The sequence below is a fragment of the Streptomyces sp. Qhu_M48 genome (assembly GCF_051305195.1).
Classification (GTDB): Bacteria; Actinomycetota; Actinomycetes; order Streptomycetales; family Streptomycetaceae; genus Streptomyces.
Window position 1 is genome coordinate 4933215 of record NZ_CP195432.1, and the last position, 18072, is coordinate 4951286.

Sequence of the window (18072 nt, forward strand, 5' to 3'; positions counted from 1 at the left end):
CGGGGGTGCCACCTTCGGCACGGCTGCGCCCCCTCTACGTCCCGCCCCCAGACCTGCCTGCCACATGGGCCCCAGCCTCGGCGATCCGCCGACGGCCTTCCCCGACTCCCACCCCTTCCATCACCGCAAAGGCACCGCCATGTCTTTCACGTCCACCGAAACCCGCAGCAGAGCATCGCGCCTCACCGGACGGCGTGTCCGCCAGAGCGCCTCTGCCGCCTCCGCCGCTCTCCTCCTCTCAGCCGCCCTGACCGGCTGCGCCGGCTCCGCGAAGGCCGACTCGGACGCCATCCAGGCCAGTGGCTCCACCACCGTCGCTCCGGTCGCCTCCGACGCAGCCGAGGCACTGAAGGCCAAGGGCCTGAACATCACCGTCGCCACTCAGGGCGGCTCCGCCGGCGGCATCTCCCAGCTCGGGACCGGCCAGATCAACATCGCCCTCAGTTCCAAGCCCCTGTCCGAGAAGGACCACAAGGCGTACCCCGACACGGACTTCGTCACCACGCAGATCGGCGCGGACGCCGTCGGCGTCATCATCACGAAGGAAGTGGCCGACGGCGGGGTCAAGGGCCTGTCCAAGGCGCAGGTGGCGGGCCTGTTCGAGGGGAAGATCACCAACTGGAAGGAGGTCGGCGGCCCCGACCTCCAGGTCTTCGTGTACGACAAGGAGCCCGGCCGCGGCACCCGTGAGGTGCTCGACAAGTTCATCTACGGCAAGGACGAGCCGCCGGCCCCGCCCAAGTCCGCGAACTACGCCATCGTCGGCGGCAACCTGGAGACCCGCAACAAGTTGAAGTCCACCCGCGGTTCCGTCGCCCCGCTGTCGACCGGCTTCATCGACGGTCACCCTGAACTGGTCGCCGTGCCTCTGGAGGGCGTCGCCCCCACCCTGGCGAACGTCGCGTCCGGCACGTACCCGATGACCCGCCCGCTGTACATGATCACCAACGGCAAGCCGAAGGGCACCGTCAAGCAGTACATCGACTACATCCTCTCGCCCGAGGGCCAGAAGCTGCTGCCCAAGCACGGCTACCTCACGCGCGAGCAGATGGGCCTCTGACCATGGGTCTGACTCTGGAGCGCCCCGCCCAGGCGCCCGGACCCACCCTGCCGCGGCCCTCCTCCGGGAGCGGCCGCGGCAGCCGGGCGAGATGGGTCTGGGGTTGGGCGTACAGCGGCATCCTGTCCGTACTGCTCACCCTCGCGGTCCTGCTCGGCTACCTGGTCACGGGCATCGCGAGCGGTACCGTCGACTGGGCGGCCCTGTTCACCTCGTCCACCTGGAATCCGGGGACCCTCGCCTTCGGCGGCCTGGCCATGATCTACGGCTCGGCGGCCGTATGCGTCCTGGCACTGGTGCTCGCCGTCCCGATCGGCTGGGCGGCGGCCATCGCCCTGTCCGAGTACCTGCCGCCCCGTCTCGCCAAGCCACTGCGCCTGAGCATCGAACTCCTGGCAGCGGTCCCCTCCATCGTCTACGGCCTGATCGGCATCATGGTGATCCGGCCTTTCGTGGCGGACCTCGGTGACGTGCCAGGCGGCGACAGCCTCCTCGCCGCCGGCATCGTCCTCGCCGTGATGATCATGCCGACGATCGTGGCGGTCAGCGTGGACGCACTGGCCGCCGTACCCGGCCGGTACCGGGAGGCGGCGTACTCCCTCGGCCTGACCCGCCGCGAGGTGGTCCGGTCCGCCGTCCTGCCCCAGGCCCGGTCGGGCATGCGCGCCGGCGTCCTCCTCGGCCTGGCCCGCGCACTGGGTGAGGCCATCGCGGTCTTCATGGTCATCGGCCGCGCCGACGGACGGCTGCCGGAATCGCTGGGGGACGTCTTCTCCTCCCTCGTACGCCCCGGTCAGACGCTCACCACCAAGCTGGCAGGCCCCGAGCCGATGCTGGCGGGTACCTCCGGCGCGTACTTCGCAGCACTGTGCGGACTGGGCGTCATCCTGCTGGCCCTGGTCGCCGTAGCCACCGTATGGGGGACCCGCGGCTCCACGGGACGGACCGCGCGCGCCCCGCGTGCCCGTCGGTCCTCCGCGTGGCTGCGCACTCCGAAGGACAGGGTCACCACCGTCGTCCGTCTCGGGGCCCTGCTGCTGCCGGGGACCCTGCTCGTCGGCATGCTCGGCATCCTGCTGGCCCGCGGCGGCGCGGCACTCAATCCGGTCTTCTGGGTCTCACCTTCCGAGGGCGCGGCAGGTGGCGGCATCCGCGACCAGATCCTCGGTACGCTCCTGCTCCTCGCGACGACGGCGCTGATCGCACTTCCGCTCGGCTACGGAGCGGGCATCGTGATCGGCACGCGTGCCTCCGCGAAGACCGCCCGCGTCCTGGAGACGCTGACCGTGGCGATCGGCGGGACGCCGACCATCCTGCTGGGCCTCGCGGGGTACGTCCTCTTCTGCACGACCATGGGCTGGGGCCGTTCCTGGCTGGCCGGCGCCGTGGTCCTGGTGCCCGTGGTGGTGCCGGTGGTCGCCCTCACCACCGCGGGCCGGATCCGGAGCATGCCTGCGGAGATCACCGAGGCCGCATTCGCCCTGGGCCTCACCAGCTCCCAGTACGTCCGTTCCGTGGTCATCCCCTACACCTGGCCGGCCACGCTCACCGGCCTGCTGCTCGGCCTGGCCCGCGCGGCAGGCGAGACGGCGCCCCTGATCTTCACCGCCACGGTGTTCTTCGGGGCGCCCGCCCTCCCGACCGGCGTCGTCAACGCTCCGGTCCAGGCCCTGCCCACGCACATCTTCACCCTGTCGCAGGACTCGGGCGCCCCCGAGGCGATCGCCCAGGCATGGGGCAGCGCCCTCGTCCTGGTCCTGATCACCGCGGGCCTGCTCAGCCTGGCGGTCCTCCTGCGCAACCGCTTCGAAGGAGCACGACGATGGACGACGTGACGACAGGTGCCACGACCACGGACAAGATGGTCGACGGGACCGTCATCGCGGTCCGCGACCTGCAGATCCTCGACGGCACCAAGCGCCTGGTCGGACCAGTGACGTTCGAGCTGGCCGCCGGATCCACCACCGGCCTGTGCGGCCCGTCGGGCGCCGGCAAGTCCACCGTGCTCCGCGCCCTGGTCGACCTGCTGCCCCACGGGCTCCGCCGTCAGGGTGAGGTGGAGGTCCTCGGGCGTCCGGTCCGTTACGGCAAGGGGGACGCCGACCTGCGCAGCACAGTCGTCCTGGTGCCGCAGACCCCCGTGGTCTTCGGCGGCAGCATCCTGGACAACGCCCTGTTCGGCCTCCGTCACCTGGTGCGGGCGTCCCGCACGGAGATGCACGACCGCGTCGAGCAGGCACTGCGCGAGGCGGGCCTGTGGAGCGAGGTCTCCGACCGACTGGACACGCCGGCCCGGACGCTGTCCAACGGGCAGCGCCAACGGCTCTGTCTGGCAAGGGCCTTGGCTCTCGAACCGGCGGCCCTCCTTCTCGACGAGCCGACGAGCGCCCTGGACGAGCGGAGCCGCGACACGGTCGAGAAGTCCGTGGCGGCTCTGCGGGGCAACCGGACGGTGCTGCTCGTCTCGCACGACCCCGCGCAGGTGGAACGGCTCTGCGACCGGACGGTCCGCATCGACCTGGCGAACACCTGCGAGCCGTCCCCGGCCGCGGCCTGATGGCTTGTCCCCTCCGCACTCCGTGTCCGCTGGGAGCGGAGGCGCTGGAGCGGGCGGTGAGGCAGACCGGCGCGCAGGAGGTGCTGGTCGGCACGAGCACGTGCGACCGGGTGGCGCTGCGCGAGTCGTACCGGCGGCTCGCGCACGCGGTCGGCCTGACACCGCGGTGAGCCTGACGCGGGAGGGGAAGCCCTGGGGCGGCGCCGCGCGACCCGCGTCCAGGGGTCTCGCGCCGCGACGTCCGCCCGCCCCCGGGCGCCTGGTGCCACCGGGCCGCGAGGGGGACCAAAGGATAAAATCATCCCATGCCAGACAGCCCCCATGATCCGTACGTCCGTGTCCGCGGTGCCCGCGAGCACAATCTCACCGGGGTGGACGTCGACATCCCCCGCGACGCGCTCGTCGCCTTCACCGGGGTCTCGGGCTCCGGCAAGTCGTCCCTGGCGTTCGGCACGATCTACGCGGAGGCGCAGCGGCGCTACTTCGAGTCGGTGGCCCCGTACGCGCGACGGCTGATCCACCAGGTGGGGGCGCCCGCGGTCGGCGAGATCACGGGGCTGCCGCCGGCCGTGTCCCTGGAGCAGCGCCGGTCCTCCCCGAACGCCCGGTCCTCCGTCGGTACGGTGACGACCCTCTCCAACTCCCTGCGGATGCTGTTCTCGCGGGCGGGGCGGTACCCGGAGGGTGCCGAGCGGCTCGACTCCGACTCCTTCTCCCCCAACACGGCGGCCGGCGCCTGCCCTTCCTGCCACGGCCTGGGAAGGGTCCACGAGACCAGCGAGGAACTCCTCGTCCCCGATCGCGAGCTGTCGATCCGCCAGGGTGCCGTGGCGGCCTGGCCGGGCGCCTGGCAGGGGAAGAACCTGCGGGACGTCCTCGACGCCCTCGGCTACGACGTCGACCGGCCCTGGCGCGACCTCGACGCGAAGGACCGGGAGTGGATCCTCTTCACGGACGAGCAGCCGGTGGTCACCGTCCATCCGGTGCGGGACGCCGATCGCATCCAACGCCCTTACCAAGGCACGTATATGAGCGCCCGGCGCTATGTCCTGCGCACCTTCTCCGACTCGAAGAGCACGTCGCTCCGCGCGAAGGCGGAGCGCTTCCTCACCAGCGCGCCGTGCCCGGTGTGCGGTGGTGGGCGGCTGCGGCCCGAGGCCCTCGCGGTGACGTTCGCCGGCCGGTCCATCGCCGACCTCGCCTCGCTGCCGCTGACGACCCTGTCCGCGCTCCTCTCCGGTGCGGCCGCCGGGGACGGGGAGACCGCGCGGGTCCTGACCGAGGACCTCGTCTCGCGCATCGCGACGGTGACCGAGCTCGGTCTGGGCTACCTGAGCCTGGACCGCGCCACGCCCACCCTCTCCAACGGCGAACTGCAGCGGCTGCGGCTCGCCACCCAGCTCCGTTCCGGGCTCTTCGGCGTGGTGTACGTCCTCGACGAGCCCTCCGCCGGACTGCATCCGGCCGACACCGAGGCGCTGCTCGTGGTCCTCGACCGGCTCAAGGCCGCCGGGAACTCCGTCTTCGTCGTCGAGCACCACCTCGACGTCATCCGGCACGCCGACTGGCTCGTGGACGTCGGCCCGCGCGCCGGGGTGCACGGCGGGCGGGTGCTGCACAGCGGCCCGCCGAGCGAGCTTGCGGACGTCGAGGCGTCCGCGACCCGGCGGTTCCTCTTCGGCCGGGCGCCCGCGCCCGCGCGGGAGGTGCGCGAACCGGCCGGCTGGCTGCGGACGGGGCCGGTCACCCGGCACAACCTGCGGGCGGTCGACGCGGCCTTCCCGGTCGGGGTGCTGACGGCCGTCACCGGCGTCTCGGGCTCGGGGAAGTCGACGCTCGTCGGCGCCCTGACCGAGGAACTCTCCGGGGTGGAGCGCCTGGTGACGGTGGACCAGCGGCCGATCGGACGCACCCCGCGCTCCAACCTGGCCACGTACACGGGCCTGTTCGACGTCGTGCGCAGGCTGTTCACGGAGACCGGGGAGGCGCGGGCCCGCGGCTACAAGGCGGGGCGCTTCTCCTTCAACGTCGCGGGCGGGCGCTGCGAGACCTGCCAGGGCGAGGGTTTCGTCTCCGTCGAGCTCCTCTTCCTGCCCAGTACGTACGCGCCCTGCCCCGACTGCCACGGCGCGCGCTACAACCCCGAGACCCTCCAGGTGCGGATGCGCGGTCTGACGATCGCCGAGGTCCTCGATCTGACCGTCGAGTCCGCCGCGGCCTTCTTCGACGACACGCCGGCCGCCGCCCGAAGTCTGCGCACGCTGCTCGACGTGGGCCTCGGCTATCTGCGGCTGGGGCAGCCCGCCACCGAACTGTCCGGCGGCGAGGCGCAGCGCATCAAGCTCGCCTCGGAACTCCAGCGGCCGCACCGCTCCCCCACCCTGTACGTGCTGGACGAGCCCACGACGGGCCTGCACCCGGCCGATGTCGAGGTCCTGATGCGCCAGCTCCACGGCCTGGTGGACGCCGGGCACTCGGTGATCGTCGTCGAGCACGACATGGACGTCGTCGCCACCGCCGACTGGGTCGTCGATCTCGGCCCGGGCGGCGGCGACAAGGGCGGCCGGATCGTGGCGGCGGGGCCCCCGGACCGGGTGGCCCGGGCGGCGGACAGCCGTACCGCGCCGTATCTGGCCCGGTCCCTGGGGATCGACTGACGGCTCGGTCCGCCGCGCGGGATCCCGCGGCCGGCGGTGCCGGGGCGGAGGTTCCCCGCCCCGCCCCGGCGCCGTCCGGCGGGTCAGGCCGCCGTGTCGAAGGTGTAGTGCGGCGTGTGGTCGAGCATGTCCGCCGGGGTCACGTCGTTCCACGGGCGCATGGTGTCGCGGAGGTCGACGACGTTCGCGGTGCCCGCGGCCGGCAGGTAGGTCGACCGGGGGTGGCGGGCCTGCCAGTCGGCCCACAGCTTGTCGATGAAGGCGTGGTGCAGCCAGAACACCGGGTCGTTGGGGGAGACTCCGGTGCCCATCTGTCCGCCGACCCAGACGTGGACGCGGTTGTGGAGGTTGACTCCGCGCCAGCCCTCCAGGTGGTTGCGGAAGCCGTCCGAGGAGCTGTTCCAGGGGGCGGTGTCGTACGTCTCCATGGCGAGGACCGAGTCCACCTCGGCACGGGTGGGGAGCTGGCGGCCGCCCGCCCCGAGGTCGCGCCGGAGGTAGTCGCGCCCGTCGACGCGGACGCTGATCGTCCAGCGGCTGCCGCTGCGGGCGAACGGGCCGTCGAGCACCTGGCCGTCGCGGGCCCGCCCGGTGCCGCCGAGGAGGTCGGGGGCCCAGAGCGAGGAGCGGGAGGTGCGGTCGGCCGTCCAGTCCCAGTAGGGGAGGTTGACCGTCGGGTCGACGGACTGGAGCGCCTGCTCGAACTCTATGAGGAAGCGACGGTGCCAGGGCAGGAAGGACGGCGAACGGTGGCCGACGCGGTCGCCGCTGTCGGTGTCGCTCATGATGAAGGCGTTGTGGGTGGTGACGAAGGTGTCGTACCGCCCGGAGCGCTTGAGCTCCAGGAGGGCGTTGACGAAGCGCCGCTTCTCGTCGGCGGTGAGGGTGGCCTGGTTCTTGCGTACGGTCATGGTGCGGCTCCTGGAACGATCAGCTGAGGGTGAGGGGTACGAGCGGGGCGCCCTGGAGTTCACGGACGGCCGCGCGGGCGAGCGCCTTGGGCGTGGCGACGGGCTCGTAGTGGTTGATCACGCTGATCCAGGTGCCGTCGGCGTTCTGCATGACGTGCAGTTCCTCACCGTCGATCGTCACGGAGTAGCCGCCTCCGTGGTGTCCCCCGTGGTGGCCGCCGCCGTGCGAGGGCCCGCCCTGGATGCGGCGGCCCTGGTAGACCTCGTTGAAGGAGGCCGGGGCCGGGCCGGCCGCCGGAGCGGCGGGGCGGGTGGCGTCGGCGGCGGCGTTGCCGGCCAGGGCGAGGCCCGCGGCGGCGCCTGCTGCGCCGGCCGCGACGCCGAGTGCCCGGCGGCGGGTGATGCTGGACATGGAACCCCCAAGTGGTCTGTGCGACCGGGGGTTTGGTCATATGCCCCCGGCAGCCGTCATCAGTACCGGGGGGTGTCGGCGCGGCGGAAATCGCCTGAGGCCGGTTGGCTGCGAAGTGGACAACTTGTCATGAAATGTACAGAGTTGAACAGAGTTGATCTTGCTGTCGGGTCGGCTGGGGGCGCCCTGCAGCGAAGATCTTACGGAGAAAGTGATCATTTGGTGAACGATCTTTCGCCCCGGAGTGTGCGGTGTGGCGGAGCCCACGCCGCGAGACTGTCCTGATCCGGACTCAGCCGCGGCCTCCCTTTCGCTGCGCCCGCAGCCACTCCCGGTTCATCGCCGCGATCGACGGCAGCGGGATCCCCTTCGGGCAGGCCGTCGCGCACTCGCCCGTGAGCGTGCAGCCGCCGAAGCCCTCCGCGTCCATCTGGGCGACCATGTCGAGGACGCGGGTCTCGCGTTCGGGGGAACCCTGGGGCAGGACGTTCAGGTGGTTGATCTTGGCGGAGGTGAAGAGCATCGCCGAGCCGTTGGGGCAGGCCGCCACGCAGGCGCCGCAGCCGATGCACTCCGCGTGCTCGAAGGAGGAGTCCGCGACGGCCTTGGGGACGGGGGTCGCGTGGGCCTCGGGGGCCGCGCCGGTCGGCGCGGTGATGTAGCCGCCGGCCTGGATGACGCGGTCGAAGGCCGAGCGGTCGACCACCAGGTCCTTGACGACGGGGAAGGCGGAGGCGCGCCACGGTTCGACGTCGATGGTGTCGCCGTCGTCGAACGACCTCATGTGGAGCTGGCAGGTGGTGGTGCGCTCGGGGCCGTGGGCGTCGCCGTTGATGACGAGGCTGCACGCGCCGCAGATGCCTTCGCGACAGTCGTGGTCGAAGGCGACGGGGTCCTCACCGCGCAGGATGAGGTCCTCGTTGAGGGTGTCGAGCATCTCCAGGAACGACATGTCGGCGGAGATGCCGTCGACGTCGTAGCTGGACATGGCGCCGGGGGTGTCGGCGTCGCGCTGGCGCCAGACGCGCAGGGTGAGCCTCATGCGTAGCTCCGCTGGGTGGGGTGGACGTGTTCGAAGGTGAGGTCCTCCTTGTGGAGGACGGGGGCCTCGCCGGTGCCGCCGAACTCCCAGGCCGCCGCGTAGGCGAACTCCTCGTCGCGGCGGGCGGCCTCGCCCTCGGGGGTCTGGGACTCCTCGCGGAAGTGTCCCCCGCAGGACTCGGCGCGGTGGAGCGCGTCGAGGCACATGAGTTCGGCGAGTTCCAGGTAGTCGACGATCCGGTTGGCCTTCTCCAGGGACTGGTTGAACTCCTCGCCGGTGCCGGGGACCTTGACGCGGCTCCAGAACTCCGCGCGGATCTCGGGGATCCGGGCGAGGGCGGTGCGCAGCCCGGCTTCGGTGCGGGCCATCCCGCAGTACTCCCACATGAGCGCGCCGAGTTCGCGGTGGAAGGAGTCGGGGGTGCGGTCGCCGTCGACGGCGAGCAGCCGGTCGAGCCGGTCCTCGGTCTCGGCGAGCACCTCCCGTACCGCCCGGTGCTCGTCGGTGACGGGTTCGGCGTGGGGGTGGCGGGCCAGGTAGTCGTTGATCGTGGCGGGGAGGACGAAGTAGCCGTCGGCGAGGCCCTGCATGAGGGCGGAGGCGCCGAGCCGGTTGGCCCCGTGGTCGGAGAAGTTGGCCTCGCCGATGGCGAAGAGGCCGGGGACGGTGGTCTGGAGGTCGTAGTCGACCCAGAGGCCGCCCATCGTGTAGTGGACGGCGGGGTAGATCCGCATGGGGACCTCGTACGGGTTCTCGGCGGTGATCCGCTCGTACATGTCGAAGAGGTTGCCGTACCTCTCCTCGACCGCCTCGCGTCCCATCCGCCGGATCGCGTCGGCGAAGTCGAGGTAGACGCCCTGGCCGCCCGGCCCGACGCCGCGGCCCTCGTCGCAGACGTTCTTCGCGGCGCGCGAGGCGATGTCCCGGGGGACGAGGTTGCCGAAGGAGGGGTAGATCCGCTCCAGGTAGTAGTCGCGCTCGTCCTCGGGGATGGCGGCCGCGGGCCGGGTGTCGCCCTTGGCCTTCGGGACCCAGATGCGGCCGTCGTTGCGCAGCGACTCGCTCATCAGGGTCAGCTTGGACTGGTGGTCGCCGGTGCGCGGGATGCAGGTGGGGTGGATCTGGGTGAAGCAGGGGTTGGCGAAGTACGCGCCGCGCCGGTGGGCCCGCCAGACGGCGGTGGCGTTGGAGTTCATCGCGTTGGTGGAGAGGTAGAAGACGTTGCCGTAGCCGCCGCTGGCGAGGACCACGGCGTCCGCGTAGTGGGTGGAGATCTCGCCGGTGATCAGGTCGCGGGCCACGATGCCCCGGGCCCGGCCGTCGACGACGACGAGGTCGAGCATCTCGGTACGGGCGTGCATCTCGACGTTCCCGCCGGCGATCTGCCGGGACAGCGCCTGGTAGGCGCCGAGGAGGAGCTGCTGGCCGGTCTGGCCCCGGGCGTAGAAGGTGCGGGAGACCTGGACGCCGCCGAAGGAGCGGGTGTCGAGGAGTCCGCCGTACTCGCGGGCGAAGGGAACGCCCTGGGCGACGCACTGGTCGATGATCTCGACGGAGATCTGGGCGAGGCGGTGGACGTTGGACTCGCGGGCGCGGAAGTCGCCGCCCTTGACGGTGTCGTAGAAGAGGCGGTGGATCGAGTCGCCGTCGTTGCGGTAGTTCTTGGCGGCGTTGATGCCGCCCTGGGCGGCGATGGAGTGGGCGCGGCGCGGGGAGTCCTGGAAGCAGAACTGGACGACGTGGTAGCCCTGTTCGGCGAGGGTGGCGCCGGCCGAGCCGCCTGCCAGGCCGGTGCCGACGACGATGATCCGGTGCTTGCGGCGGTTGGCGGGGTTGACCAGCTTCGCCTCGAAGCGGCGGGTGTCCCAGCGTTCGGCGACGGGCCCGGCGGGAGCCTTGGTGTCGGCGAGCGGGGCGCCGGTGGCGTACTCCGCGAATTCGGTGGAGGTCATGGTCAGCTCACCACTCCGGTCATGACGGCGACGGGGACGGAGACGAAGCCCGCGGTCAGGACGAGCGCGAGGGTGTCGGCGAGGCCGCGCAGGAGGCGCTCGCGACGGGCGCTGCCGACGCCGAGGGTCTGGGCGGCGCTCCAGAAGCCGTGGCGGACGTGGAGTCCGACGGCGAGCATGGCGACGATGTAGATCACGTTGCCGTACCAGGTGGAGAAGGTGTCGACGACGTTCTGGTAGGGCCTGCCCTCCTCGAAGCCGCCGGGGTGGACGGTGCCGGTGGTCAGGTCGAGGACGTGCCAGACGATGAAGAGGGCGAGGATGATCCCGCCCCAGCGCATGGTGCGGGTGGCGTAGGAGGCGCGCCGGCGGCGGTGGGCGTACGCGACGGGGCGGGCCTTCACGTCGCGGCGGCTGAGCTGGTACGCGCAGACGGCGTGGGCCACGACGGCGGCGAGGAGCACGATCCGGACGATCCAGAGCGCCCACTCGTGGTGGAGGACGGGGGCGCCCATGACCCGCAGCCAGTGGCCGTAGGCGTTGAACTCCTCGGGGCCGAAGAAGACCTTGAGGTTGCCGACGACGTGGGCGACGAGGTAGCCGAGCATGAGCAGCCCGCTGACGGCCATGACCGTCTTCTTGCCGAGGGTCGATGACAGGAATCCGCGTGACGGTGTGGGGGACGGCGGGCGGCCCGTCGTCCGGTCCCTCGTGGGTGCCAGAGCCATGTCCACGACGCTAGGGCCGAAGGGCCCGAGAGGTCCAAGACATGGTCCGGCTGATCTCGATAGGTGCAGCCTATTCATGTGCCCTACCCTGGGGACATGCAGTTCCAGCAGCTCCTCTACTTCGTCGCCGTGGCCGAGACCCGTCACTTCACCCGGGCCGCGGAGCGCGTCCACGTCTCGCAGCCCTCGCTCTCCCAGCAGATCAAGGCCCTGGAACAGGAACTGGGCGCCGAACTGTTCAGCCGCGCCCGGGGCAACATCACGCTGACCGACGCGGGCGAGGCGCTGCTCCCGCTCGCCCGGCGGATCCTCGCCGACACCGAGACGGCCCGCATCGAGGTACAGGAGCTGGCCCAGCTCAAGCGGGGCCGGGTGCGGCTCGGCGCGACCCCGAGCCTGTGCACGGGACTGCTGCCGGACGTGCTGCGGGCCTTCCACGACCTGCACCCGGGGATCGAGCTCCTCATCGAGGAGGGCGGCTCGCACGATCTCGTACGGGAGCTGGCGCGCGGGGCCCTCGACCTGGCGCTCGTGGTGCTGCCGCTGCCGACCCCGTCACCGGCCCTGACGACGGTCGAGCTGCTCCGCGAGGACCTGGTGGTGGTCTCCGCCGCCTCGGCCCCGGCGCCCCGTCGGCCGGTGCGGATCACGGACCTGCGCGACCAGCCTCTCGTGATGTTCCGGCACGGCTACGACCTGCGGGAGCTGACCGTGGCGGCCTGTAGGGCGGAGGGCTTCGAGCCCACGTTCACGGTCGAGGGCGGCGAGCTGGACGCGGTCCTCGGCTTCGTACGGGCCGGGCTCGGGCTCGCGGTCGTCCCCGCGATGGTGGCGGCGCGCGCGGGCCGGGACCTCCGGGTGACCGCCCTCGGCCGGCCGGGCCTGCGCCGGACCATCGCGCTGGCCCACCGCAGCGACGTGGCTCCGCCGCGCGCGGCCCGGGAGCTCCAGCGGATGCTGCTGGCCTCGCGGCGGGGCGGCCCGGAAGGGGCCGTGACCATCGGCTGAGGCGGTCGTCGCCCGCCCCACCGCCTCCCCCGGACCCCGGTAAATCCGCGTGCGACGGACCGTCGGTGACTGCCAGCATGCCCCCATGGTCCACGCCCTCGAACACCTGGTCGTCCGGCACACCCGCCGCCTCCCCCTTCCCGCCGGCCCCGCCGGGGACGGGAGCGCCGCCGCGCGCCGGTTCGACGCGGCCCTGATGACAGCCGGGTTCAAGCTGTCGGCCGAACTGACCGCACGCCTCTCGGCCCTCGCCGAGCCGGTGGTCGAGGAGACCGCCGTCCGCACCCTGGCCTCGGTCCGCGAGCTCGTCGGCGACCACGTCCGGCACAACGTCTACTTCGTCGACTTCCCGGCCAACGTGCCGGACACCCTCGACTTCTGGACGGAGTGCTTCGCCCGGGCGGTCGACGGGGGCGACGCCCGCGCCGGTCTGTTCCGGCGGCTGCGCACGGGCCTTCTCGACCTGCTGAGCCTCCCCTCGTACGGCCGCTACCCGCACACCTACGAGGAGATGATCGCCAGGCACGACGAGCTGATCGCGGCGGCCGGTGACCGGCTGACCGTGCTCCACCCCGGCGGCGACGCCGAGGAGGAGGTCGCGGCGCTCTACCGTGCCCTGGCCGGCAGCACGACCCCGCTGGGCGAGGAGCACCTGGAGGATCTGGCGCTCCTCGCCGGGCACCACGCGCACGGAGCCGAGCCCGAGGACATCCCGGTCCGCGAGAACCGCGCCGTGGTCAACCGGGGCCGGCTCCGCGCGGGCGCGGCCCCGCTCCTGGACACCGTCACCGATGTCCTGCGGCTCGCCTGCGCGCTCGTGGACGGCGATGTCACCCTGCGCGGGTCCACCCGGTTCCGCGCGCTGTCCCGCCCGCACCGCCGGGCCCTGCTCGCGGGCCTCGACGCGCTCGTCGCCGCCTCCCCGGGCAGGCTCGCGGACGTCTCCGCGCACGGGGAGACGTGGAAGCGGCTCGGGGAGCGGCTGCACCCTCACGAGTACCCGCACTGGCCGCACGCGGCCGAGGTGTTCGCCGTGGCCAGGGGCGAGCGGAAGGCGCCGTCCCTCGACGGCCGCGTGGAGGAACTCCTCGTACGGGGTGACCTCACCGGCGCGGCGGACCTGCTGGCCTCGCACGCCCCGGGCCGGCTCTTCCGCGCCGTGGACCGGCTCCTGCGCACCGCGAAGGAGGGCGCGGAGCGGGAGGCGGTCCTCGCCGCCGTGGAGCGGGCCGCGCCGGAGGTGTCGGGCCGGGTGGTGCTGTCACTGCGCGAGCACGTCCACAACCGGGCGGGCCTGCCGGGGGCGGACGCTCCCCCGCGCCGGGTCTTCGTGAACCGCGAGGGCCGGGCCTGGGTCGGCTCCGACACGCGTCCGCCGCTGCCGGACACCGTCCGCGCGCGGCTGGTGGCCGTGCTCGACGCGGAGACCCGCCGCCGACTGCCGGACCCGGGGCCTCTGCTGATCGATCCTCACATGCTGGACGTGGCACTGCCGTTGAGCGGGCGGGCGGCCCCGGCGGGGCTCGGTGTACTGCCGCGCGGCTCGGTCTCGCCGGTCGAGGGCGAGCTGCTGCGGTTCTTCACCTACTGGAGGGAGGAGCGGCACACCACGGACCACGACCTGTCGGCCCTCGTCCTGGACAAGGAGTACGCGACCGTCACCTGGCTGTCGTACACGGCGCTCTCCGACGTCGAGGGCGTGCACTCGGGCGACATCACCGAAGCGCCGGACGGGGCCTCGGAGTTCATCGACCTGCGGCTGGGCGCGGTGCGCGGCACGTTCGTCGTGCCACAGGTGCACGTCTACGCGGGCGAGGGCTTCGACGAGGCGGCCGAGTGCTTCTTCGGCTTCATGCTGCGCGAGCCGGCACAGGAGGGGCGTCCGTTCGAGCCGCGGACGGTGCGGACGAAGTCGGATCTGCGCGGCCCCGGCCGGGTGGCGCTGCCGCTGGCGTTCCGCCGTGACGAGAAGGGCCGCTGGCACGCGCACTGGCTCCACCTCTACCTGCGGGGGAGGCCGTCGGCCAACCAGGTCGAGGAGCACCGGGTGTCGATCGCGGTCCTGCTGCGCGGCCTGCTCGGACGGGAGTCGCTGACGGTACGTCATCTGGTGTCGCTGATGGAGGAGTCCGGCGCCCGGGTGACGCTGTGGGACGGCCGTTCGGTACCGGAGGCGCCGGTCACGTACCTCGGCATGGAACGTCCCGAGGGGCTGCCCACGGGCTCGCGGGTGATCACCCCGGAGAATCTGCGCGACCTGCTGCCCGCGTGAGTGTTACGGTCGTTCCGGGGCGAGGCCATGGAGAGGCTTCCTTCTCAGAAATCTCTGCCGATATAGCCTCTCCGCTTTCCTCCCCCGTCTCTCTTCCCGGCCTCCCCGCTTCGCGCGGGGAGGCCGGTTTCGCGGGATCCGGGAGTCAGACCGCGTCCGCCAGCAGCAGCGAGTGGATGCGGTCCGGGGCGCCGGGGCGGGCGTAGTACCAGCCCTGGGCCGTGTCGCAGCCGAGCTCGCGGAGCTGGCGGGCCTGGGTGCCGGTCTCCACGCCCTCGACGGTGACGGCGAGTTCCAGGCTGTGCGCCAGGGAGACGATCCCCTCGACGATCTTCAGGTCGACCGGGTCGACCGGGTGCTGCTGCATGCCCCGGGTGAAGGAACGGTCGAGCTTGAGGACGCTCACCGGCAGACGGCGCAGGTTGGCCAGGTTCGAGTAGCCGGTGCCGAAGTCGTCGAGCGCGATGTCCACGCCCATCTCGGCGAGCTGCCGCAGGGGCTTGAGCAGGTCCTCGTCCGCGCCGATGAGCGCCGATTCGGTCACCTCCAGGCAGAGGGCGCCCGGGTCGAGCCCCGACCGTTCCAGGACGTCGACGGTGTCGGCGACCAGGCGCGGGTGGTGGAGCTGGGTCGGGGAGAGGTTGACGTTGATCCGCAGCGGTCCGCCGTCGGCGTGCCGGGTCTGCCAGAAGCGGGCCTGGCGCACGGCCTCCTGAAGCACCCAGCGGCCGAGCGGCACGATGAGGCCGGTGTCCTCGGCGAGGGGGATGAAGCGGTCGGGGCCGAGCACGCCGTGCTGCGGGTGGCACCAGCGGACGAGCGCCTCCGCGCCGTGCACGCTGCCGTCGTCGAGGTGGACGAGCGGCTGGTACTCGATGAAGAACTCGCCGCGTTCCAGAGCGGTCGGCAGGGCCGTGGTGAGGCCGTGCCGGGTGATGGCGCGGGCGTCGGCCTCCGGGTCGGCGAGCTCGAAGCGGTTGCCGCCGGCGGACTTGGCCCGGTACATGGTGATGTCGGCGCTCCGCAGCACCTCGGCCGGGGTCCGCTCGCCGGCCGGTCCCTCGACCACGCCGAGGCTGCCGCGGACGGTCAGTTCGCGGCCGTCGATGCTGAGGGGGGTGGCGAGGGCCGCGAGGATGCGGTCGGCGAGTGCGGTGACGTCGCGTTCGCCACCGGCGGCGGTGGTGAGGGCGACGAACTCGTCGCCGCCGAGCCGGGCCACCATCTCCCCCGCCCCAGTGACGCAGCTCTGCAGCCGGTCGGCGACCTCCACGAGCAGCCGGTCGCCGGTGGAGTGCCCGAGGCTGTCGTTGATGACCTTGAAGCCGTCGAGGTCCAGGTAGCAGAGGCCGAAGCGGGCGTTGTCGCCGGGCGCGAGGGCCTTCTCCAGACGCTCGAAGAACAGGGTCCGGTTGGGCAGCCCCGTCAGCGCGTCGTGGGTGGCCTCGTACCGCAGGCGCAGGTGGAGCAGGCGCCGCTCGGTGGTGTCCTCCATGAGGGCCAGCTGGTACTGGGGGTTGCCGTCGGCGTCGCGGAGGAGGGAGACCGTGAGGTTGGTCCAGAGAACCGTTCCGTCGCCGCGGTAGTACGGCTTCTCGACGCGGTAGTGCTCGCGGTCGCCGCGGACGAGCTCCTCGTACAGCTTCCAGACGTGCGGGCCGTCCTCCGGGTGGACCCACTCGCTGACCTTCCGGCTGCGGAGCGGGCCCTCCATGCCGCCGAACATGCGGGTGAGGGTCTCGTTGACCTCCAGGACGTTGCCGTCGAGGTCGGCGATGCCGATCCCTATCGCCGCACCGTCGAAGACCGCGCGGAAGCGGCTCTCGGTGGCGTGCAGGGCGATCTCGGCGGCGCTGCGGGCGGAGAGCGCGGAGCGGGCGATGGCCTCCTGCTCGGCGCGGGTCCGCTCGCGCAGGGCCTGGGCGTAGCCGGTGGCCATGGCGTGCTGGAGCCGGGCGCAGCGGGCGCGGAGCTCCTCGGCCGGCAGGTCCGAATCCATGCCGCAGTAGAGCACCAGGTAGGAGTCGACGACCCCGAGGCTGCGGCCGAGGGCGTCCGGGTCGGTGCAGTGGGCGGCGACGAGGGCCGCTCCGGCGCCCTGGGCCGGGGCCGTGTCGAAGGGCCGGGCGTGCAGGGCGTCGCACAGGGTGCGGGCCAGCGGCAGCAGGTGGCCCTCGAACTCGGCGCGGGTCAGCGAGGTGGCGGTCACCGGGAAGATCGCGCGGCTCCAGATGGTGACGAACCGCCGGAGTCTGTCCTCGGGGCCGTCGGCTTCGGCAACCGTGCCGGACGGCTGCGACGGGACCTTCACGCCTTGCGCCCCACCCCTGCGAAACCGGAGAAGGCGTAGGGGTCCTCCTCCTCGACCGGACTGTCCGGTCGCCAGTGCGGCATCGCGACGAGGCCGGGCTCGACCAGGTCGGTGCCGTCGAAGAAGCGGGTGATCTCGCCGCTGGTCCGCATCACCAGGGGGCTGCGGATGTTCCGGTAGACGCCGACGGTGCCGCCCGCCTCCTCCTCGGAGAGCGGGACGCCCTCGTAAGAGGCGTGGGTGAGGACGAGGAGGCTGCCGGGCGCGAGGGCGTCGAGCAGTTCGCCGACGGCCTCGTACGGCCGGTCCTCCTCCTCCAGGAAGTGCAGGACGGCGACGAGGAGCAGCGCCACCGGCCGCTTCAGGTCGAGGAGTCGGGACACCTCGGGGCTGCGCAGGATGTCGGCCGGCTTGCGCAGGTCGGCGGCGACGACCGCGGCGCTCTCGTCACCCTCCAGGACGGCGCGGCTGTGGGCCACGGCGACCGGGTCGTGGTCGACGTAGACGACGCGGGCGCCGGGGTCGGCGGCGCGTGCGACCTCGTGCACGTTGCCGAAGGTGGGTATGCCGGAGCCGATGTCGAGGAACTGGGTGACGTCGTTGTCAACGGCGTGGCGGACGGCACGCCGCATGAAGGCACGGTTCGCCTGCATGATCTTGGGCAGGCCCGGCATGAACTCCATGGCCTTGCGCGCCGCGTCCCGGTCCACTTCGAAATTGTGCGAGCCGCCCAGATAGAAGTCGTACATACGGGACACGCTCGGCACCGAGATGTCGATACCAGGCGGAGCCCAGGCGGGACGCTCCATCAATGTCTCCAACAAGTCGCCGGGGGATGCGGCCATGTGTTCGCGGCCGGTGTTCGAGGTGAGGCTACTGATCGCCCGCCGGGAGAGCGAGTAGAAACGGAAATTCGCGGTCCGTTCTTGGTCACACGCCATTGTCACGTGGTCTCCGAGCGAAGAGTTCACGCCTTCAGGCTGTGCAAATTCACGTGCATATGAGTGTGCGTCGGCTCCTCGGCCGGCCGTGGTTCCACCCGGTGGGCGCCCGAGCCCCGGCCCGTACCACGGTCGTTGCCGTCGTCGGAGCCTGGTCGCCGGTGCAGGATGCCCCGTTCGGCGTCACCCCGACAGGGCGACAACCGGACAGTTATCGAATC

At 72.1% G+C, this 18072-nt stretch carries 13 protein-coding genes; 6 read left to right on the plus strand and 7 right to left on the minus strand.

Annotated features, from left to right (window positions below; genetic code table 11):
• Nucleotides 1-139 precede the first annotated feature (139 nt).
• From ACRRSS_RS22345 to ACRRSS_RS22360, 4 genes are all read left to right on the plus strand, one after another.
• Nucleotides 140-1060 carry a phosphate ABC transporter substrate-binding protein gene (locus ACRRSS_RS22345; protein WP_435972898.1) on the plus strand — a complete coding sequence of 307 codons (921 nt, stop codon included), beginning with the start codon at nt 140-142 and terminating at the stop codon, nt 1058-1060.
• A gap of 2 nt (nt 1061-1062) precedes the next feature.
• Nucleotides 1063-2895 (plus strand): phosphate ABC transporter permease subunit PstC, encoded by a 1833-nt coding sequence (gene pstC / locus ACRRSS_RS22350; RefSeq protein WP_435972899.1) that lies wholly within the window; start codon nt 1063-1065, stop codon nt 2893-2895.
• On the plus strand, nt 2883-3617 hold the full coding sequence (locus tag ACRRSS_RS22355) for an ATP-binding cassette domain-containing protein (RefSeq protein ID WP_435972900.1): 735 nt from the start codon (nt 2883-2885) through the stop codon (nt 3615-3617). The genes pstC and ACRRSS_RS22355 overlap by 13 nt, the downstream gene beginning before the upstream one ends.
• A gap of 305 nt (nt 3618-3922) precedes the next feature.
• A complete protein-coding gene (locus ACRRSS_RS22360) occupies nt 3923-6274 on the plus strand; it encodes an ATP-binding cassette domain-containing protein (protein WP_435972901.1) in 2352 nt (783 codons plus the stop codon).
• Nucleotides 6275-6357: 83 nt separating this feature from the next.
• Here ACRRSS_RS22360 and melC2 read toward each other — a convergent pair whose 3' ends face one another.
• The 5 genes from melC2 to ACRRSS_RS22385 form a co-directional block, all read right to left on the minus strand.
• Nucleotides 6358-7185 carry a tyrosinase MelC2 gene (gene melC2, locus ACRRSS_RS22365; RefSeq protein WP_435972902.1) on the minus strand — a complete coding sequence of 276 codons (828 nt, stop codon included), beginning with the start codon at nt 7183-7185 and terminating at the stop codon, nt 6358-6360.
• Between the two features lie 19 nt (nt 7186-7204).
• The gene (gene melC1, locus ACRRSS_RS22370; RefSeq protein ID WP_435972903.1) at nt 7205-7597 is read right to left on the minus strand and encodes an apotyrosinase chaperone MelC1; all 393 of its coding nucleotides are present in this window, start codon (nt 7595-7597) and stop codon (nt 7205-7207) included.
• Between the two features lie 292 nt (nt 7598-7889).
• A complete protein-coding gene (locus tag ACRRSS_RS22375; protein WP_435972904.1) occupies nt 7890-8639 on the minus strand; it encodes a succinate dehydrogenase/fumarate reductase iron-sulfur subunit in 750 nt (249 codons plus the stop codon).
• On the minus strand, nt 8636-10591 hold the full coding sequence (locus ACRRSS_RS22380) for a fumarate reductase/succinate dehydrogenase flavoprotein subunit (protein WP_435972905.1): 1956 nt from the start codon (nt 10589-10591) through the stop codon (nt 8636-8638). The genes ACRRSS_RS22375 and ACRRSS_RS22380 overlap by 4 nt, the downstream gene beginning before the upstream one ends.
• A gap of 2 nt (nt 10592-10593) precedes the next feature.
• A complete protein-coding gene (locus ACRRSS_RS22385; RefSeq protein WP_435975397.1) occupies nt 10594-11220 on the minus strand; it encodes a succinate dehydrogenase cytochrome b subunit in 627 nt (208 codons plus the stop codon).
• Between the two features lie 195 nt (nt 11221-11415).
• On the opposite strand from ACRRSS_RS22385, the gene ACRRSS_RS22390 reads away from it, so the two are divergent.
• Nucleotides 11416-12327 carry a LysR family transcriptional regulator gene (locus ACRRSS_RS22390; RefSeq protein ID WP_435972906.1) on the plus strand — a complete coding sequence of 304 codons (912 nt, stop codon included), beginning with the start codon at nt 11416-11418 and terminating at the stop codon, nt 12325-12327.
• 85 nt (nt 12328-12412) lie between these two features.
• Complete coding sequence (locus ACRRSS_RS22395) at nt 12413-14599, plus strand: hypothetical protein (RefSeq protein ID WP_435972907.1); 2187 nt, start codon at nt 12413-12415, stop codon at nt 14597-14599.
• Nucleotides 14600-14744: 145 nt separating this feature from the next.
• Here ACRRSS_RS22395 and ACRRSS_RS22400 read toward each other — a convergent pair whose 3' ends face one another.
• Both ACRRSS_RS22400 and ACRRSS_RS22405 read right to left on the minus strand, forming a co-directional pair.
• Nucleotides 14745-16910, minus strand: coding sequence for a putative bifunctional diguanylate cyclase/phosphodiesterase (locus ACRRSS_RS22400; protein WP_435972908.1), 2166 nt, complete (start codon nt 16908-16910; stop codon nt 14745-14747).
• Nucleotides 16907-17719, minus strand: coding sequence for an SAM-dependent methyltransferase (locus tag ACRRSS_RS22405; RefSeq protein WP_435972909.1), 813 nt, complete (start codon nt 17717-17719; stop codon nt 16907-16909). The genes ACRRSS_RS22400 and ACRRSS_RS22405 overlap by 4 nt, the downstream gene beginning before the upstream one ends.
• Nucleotides 17720-18072: the final 353 nt, after the last annotated feature.

Coding starts and splice junctions, on each gene's coding strand:
- melC2 (WP_435972902.1), bottom strand. CDS start 7,185: ATGACCGTACGCAAGAACCAGGCCACCCTCACCGCCGACGAGAAGCGG.
- ACRRSS_RS22380 (WP_435972905.1), bottom strand. CDS start 10,591: ATGACCTCCACCGAATTCGCGGAGTACGCCACCGGCGCCCCGCTCGCC.
- pstC (WP_435972899.1), top strand. CDS start 1,063: ATGGGTCTGACTCTGGAGCGCCCCGCCCAGGCGCCCGGACCCACCCTG.
- melC1 (WP_435972903.1), bottom strand. CDS start 7,597: ATGTCCAGCATCACCCGCCGCCGGGCACTCGGCGTCGCGGCCGGCGCA.
- ACRRSS_RS22375 (WP_435972904.1), bottom strand. CDS start 8,639: ATGAGGCTCACCCTGCGCGTCTGGCGCCAGCGCGACGCCGACACCCCC.
- ACRRSS_RS22395 (WP_435972907.1), top strand. CDS start 12,413: ATGGTCCACGCCCTCGAACACCTGGTCGTCCGGCACACCCGCCGCCTC.
- ACRRSS_RS22355 (WP_435972900.1), top strand. CDS start 2,883: ATGGACGACGTGACGACAGGTGCCACGACCACGGACAAGATGGTCGAC.
- ACRRSS_RS22390 (WP_435972906.1), top strand. CDS start 11,416: ATGCAGTTCCAGCAGCTCCTCTACTTCGTCGCCGTGGCCGAGACCCGT.
- ACRRSS_RS22360 (WP_435972901.1), top strand. CDS start 3,923: ATGCCAGACAGCCCCCATGATCCGTACGTCCGTGTCCGCGGTGCCCGC.
- ACRRSS_RS22345 (WP_435972898.1), top strand. CDS start 140: ATGTCTTTCACGTCCACCGAAACCCGCAGCAGAGCATCGCGCCTCACC.
- ACRRSS_RS22385 (WP_435975397.1), bottom strand. CDS start 11,220: ATGGCCGTCAGCGGGCTGCTCATGCTCGGCTACCTCGTCGCCCACGTC.
- ACRRSS_RS22405 (WP_435972909.1), bottom strand. CDS start 17,719: ATGGAGCGTCCCGCCTGGGCTCCGCCTGGTATCGACATCTCGGTGCCG.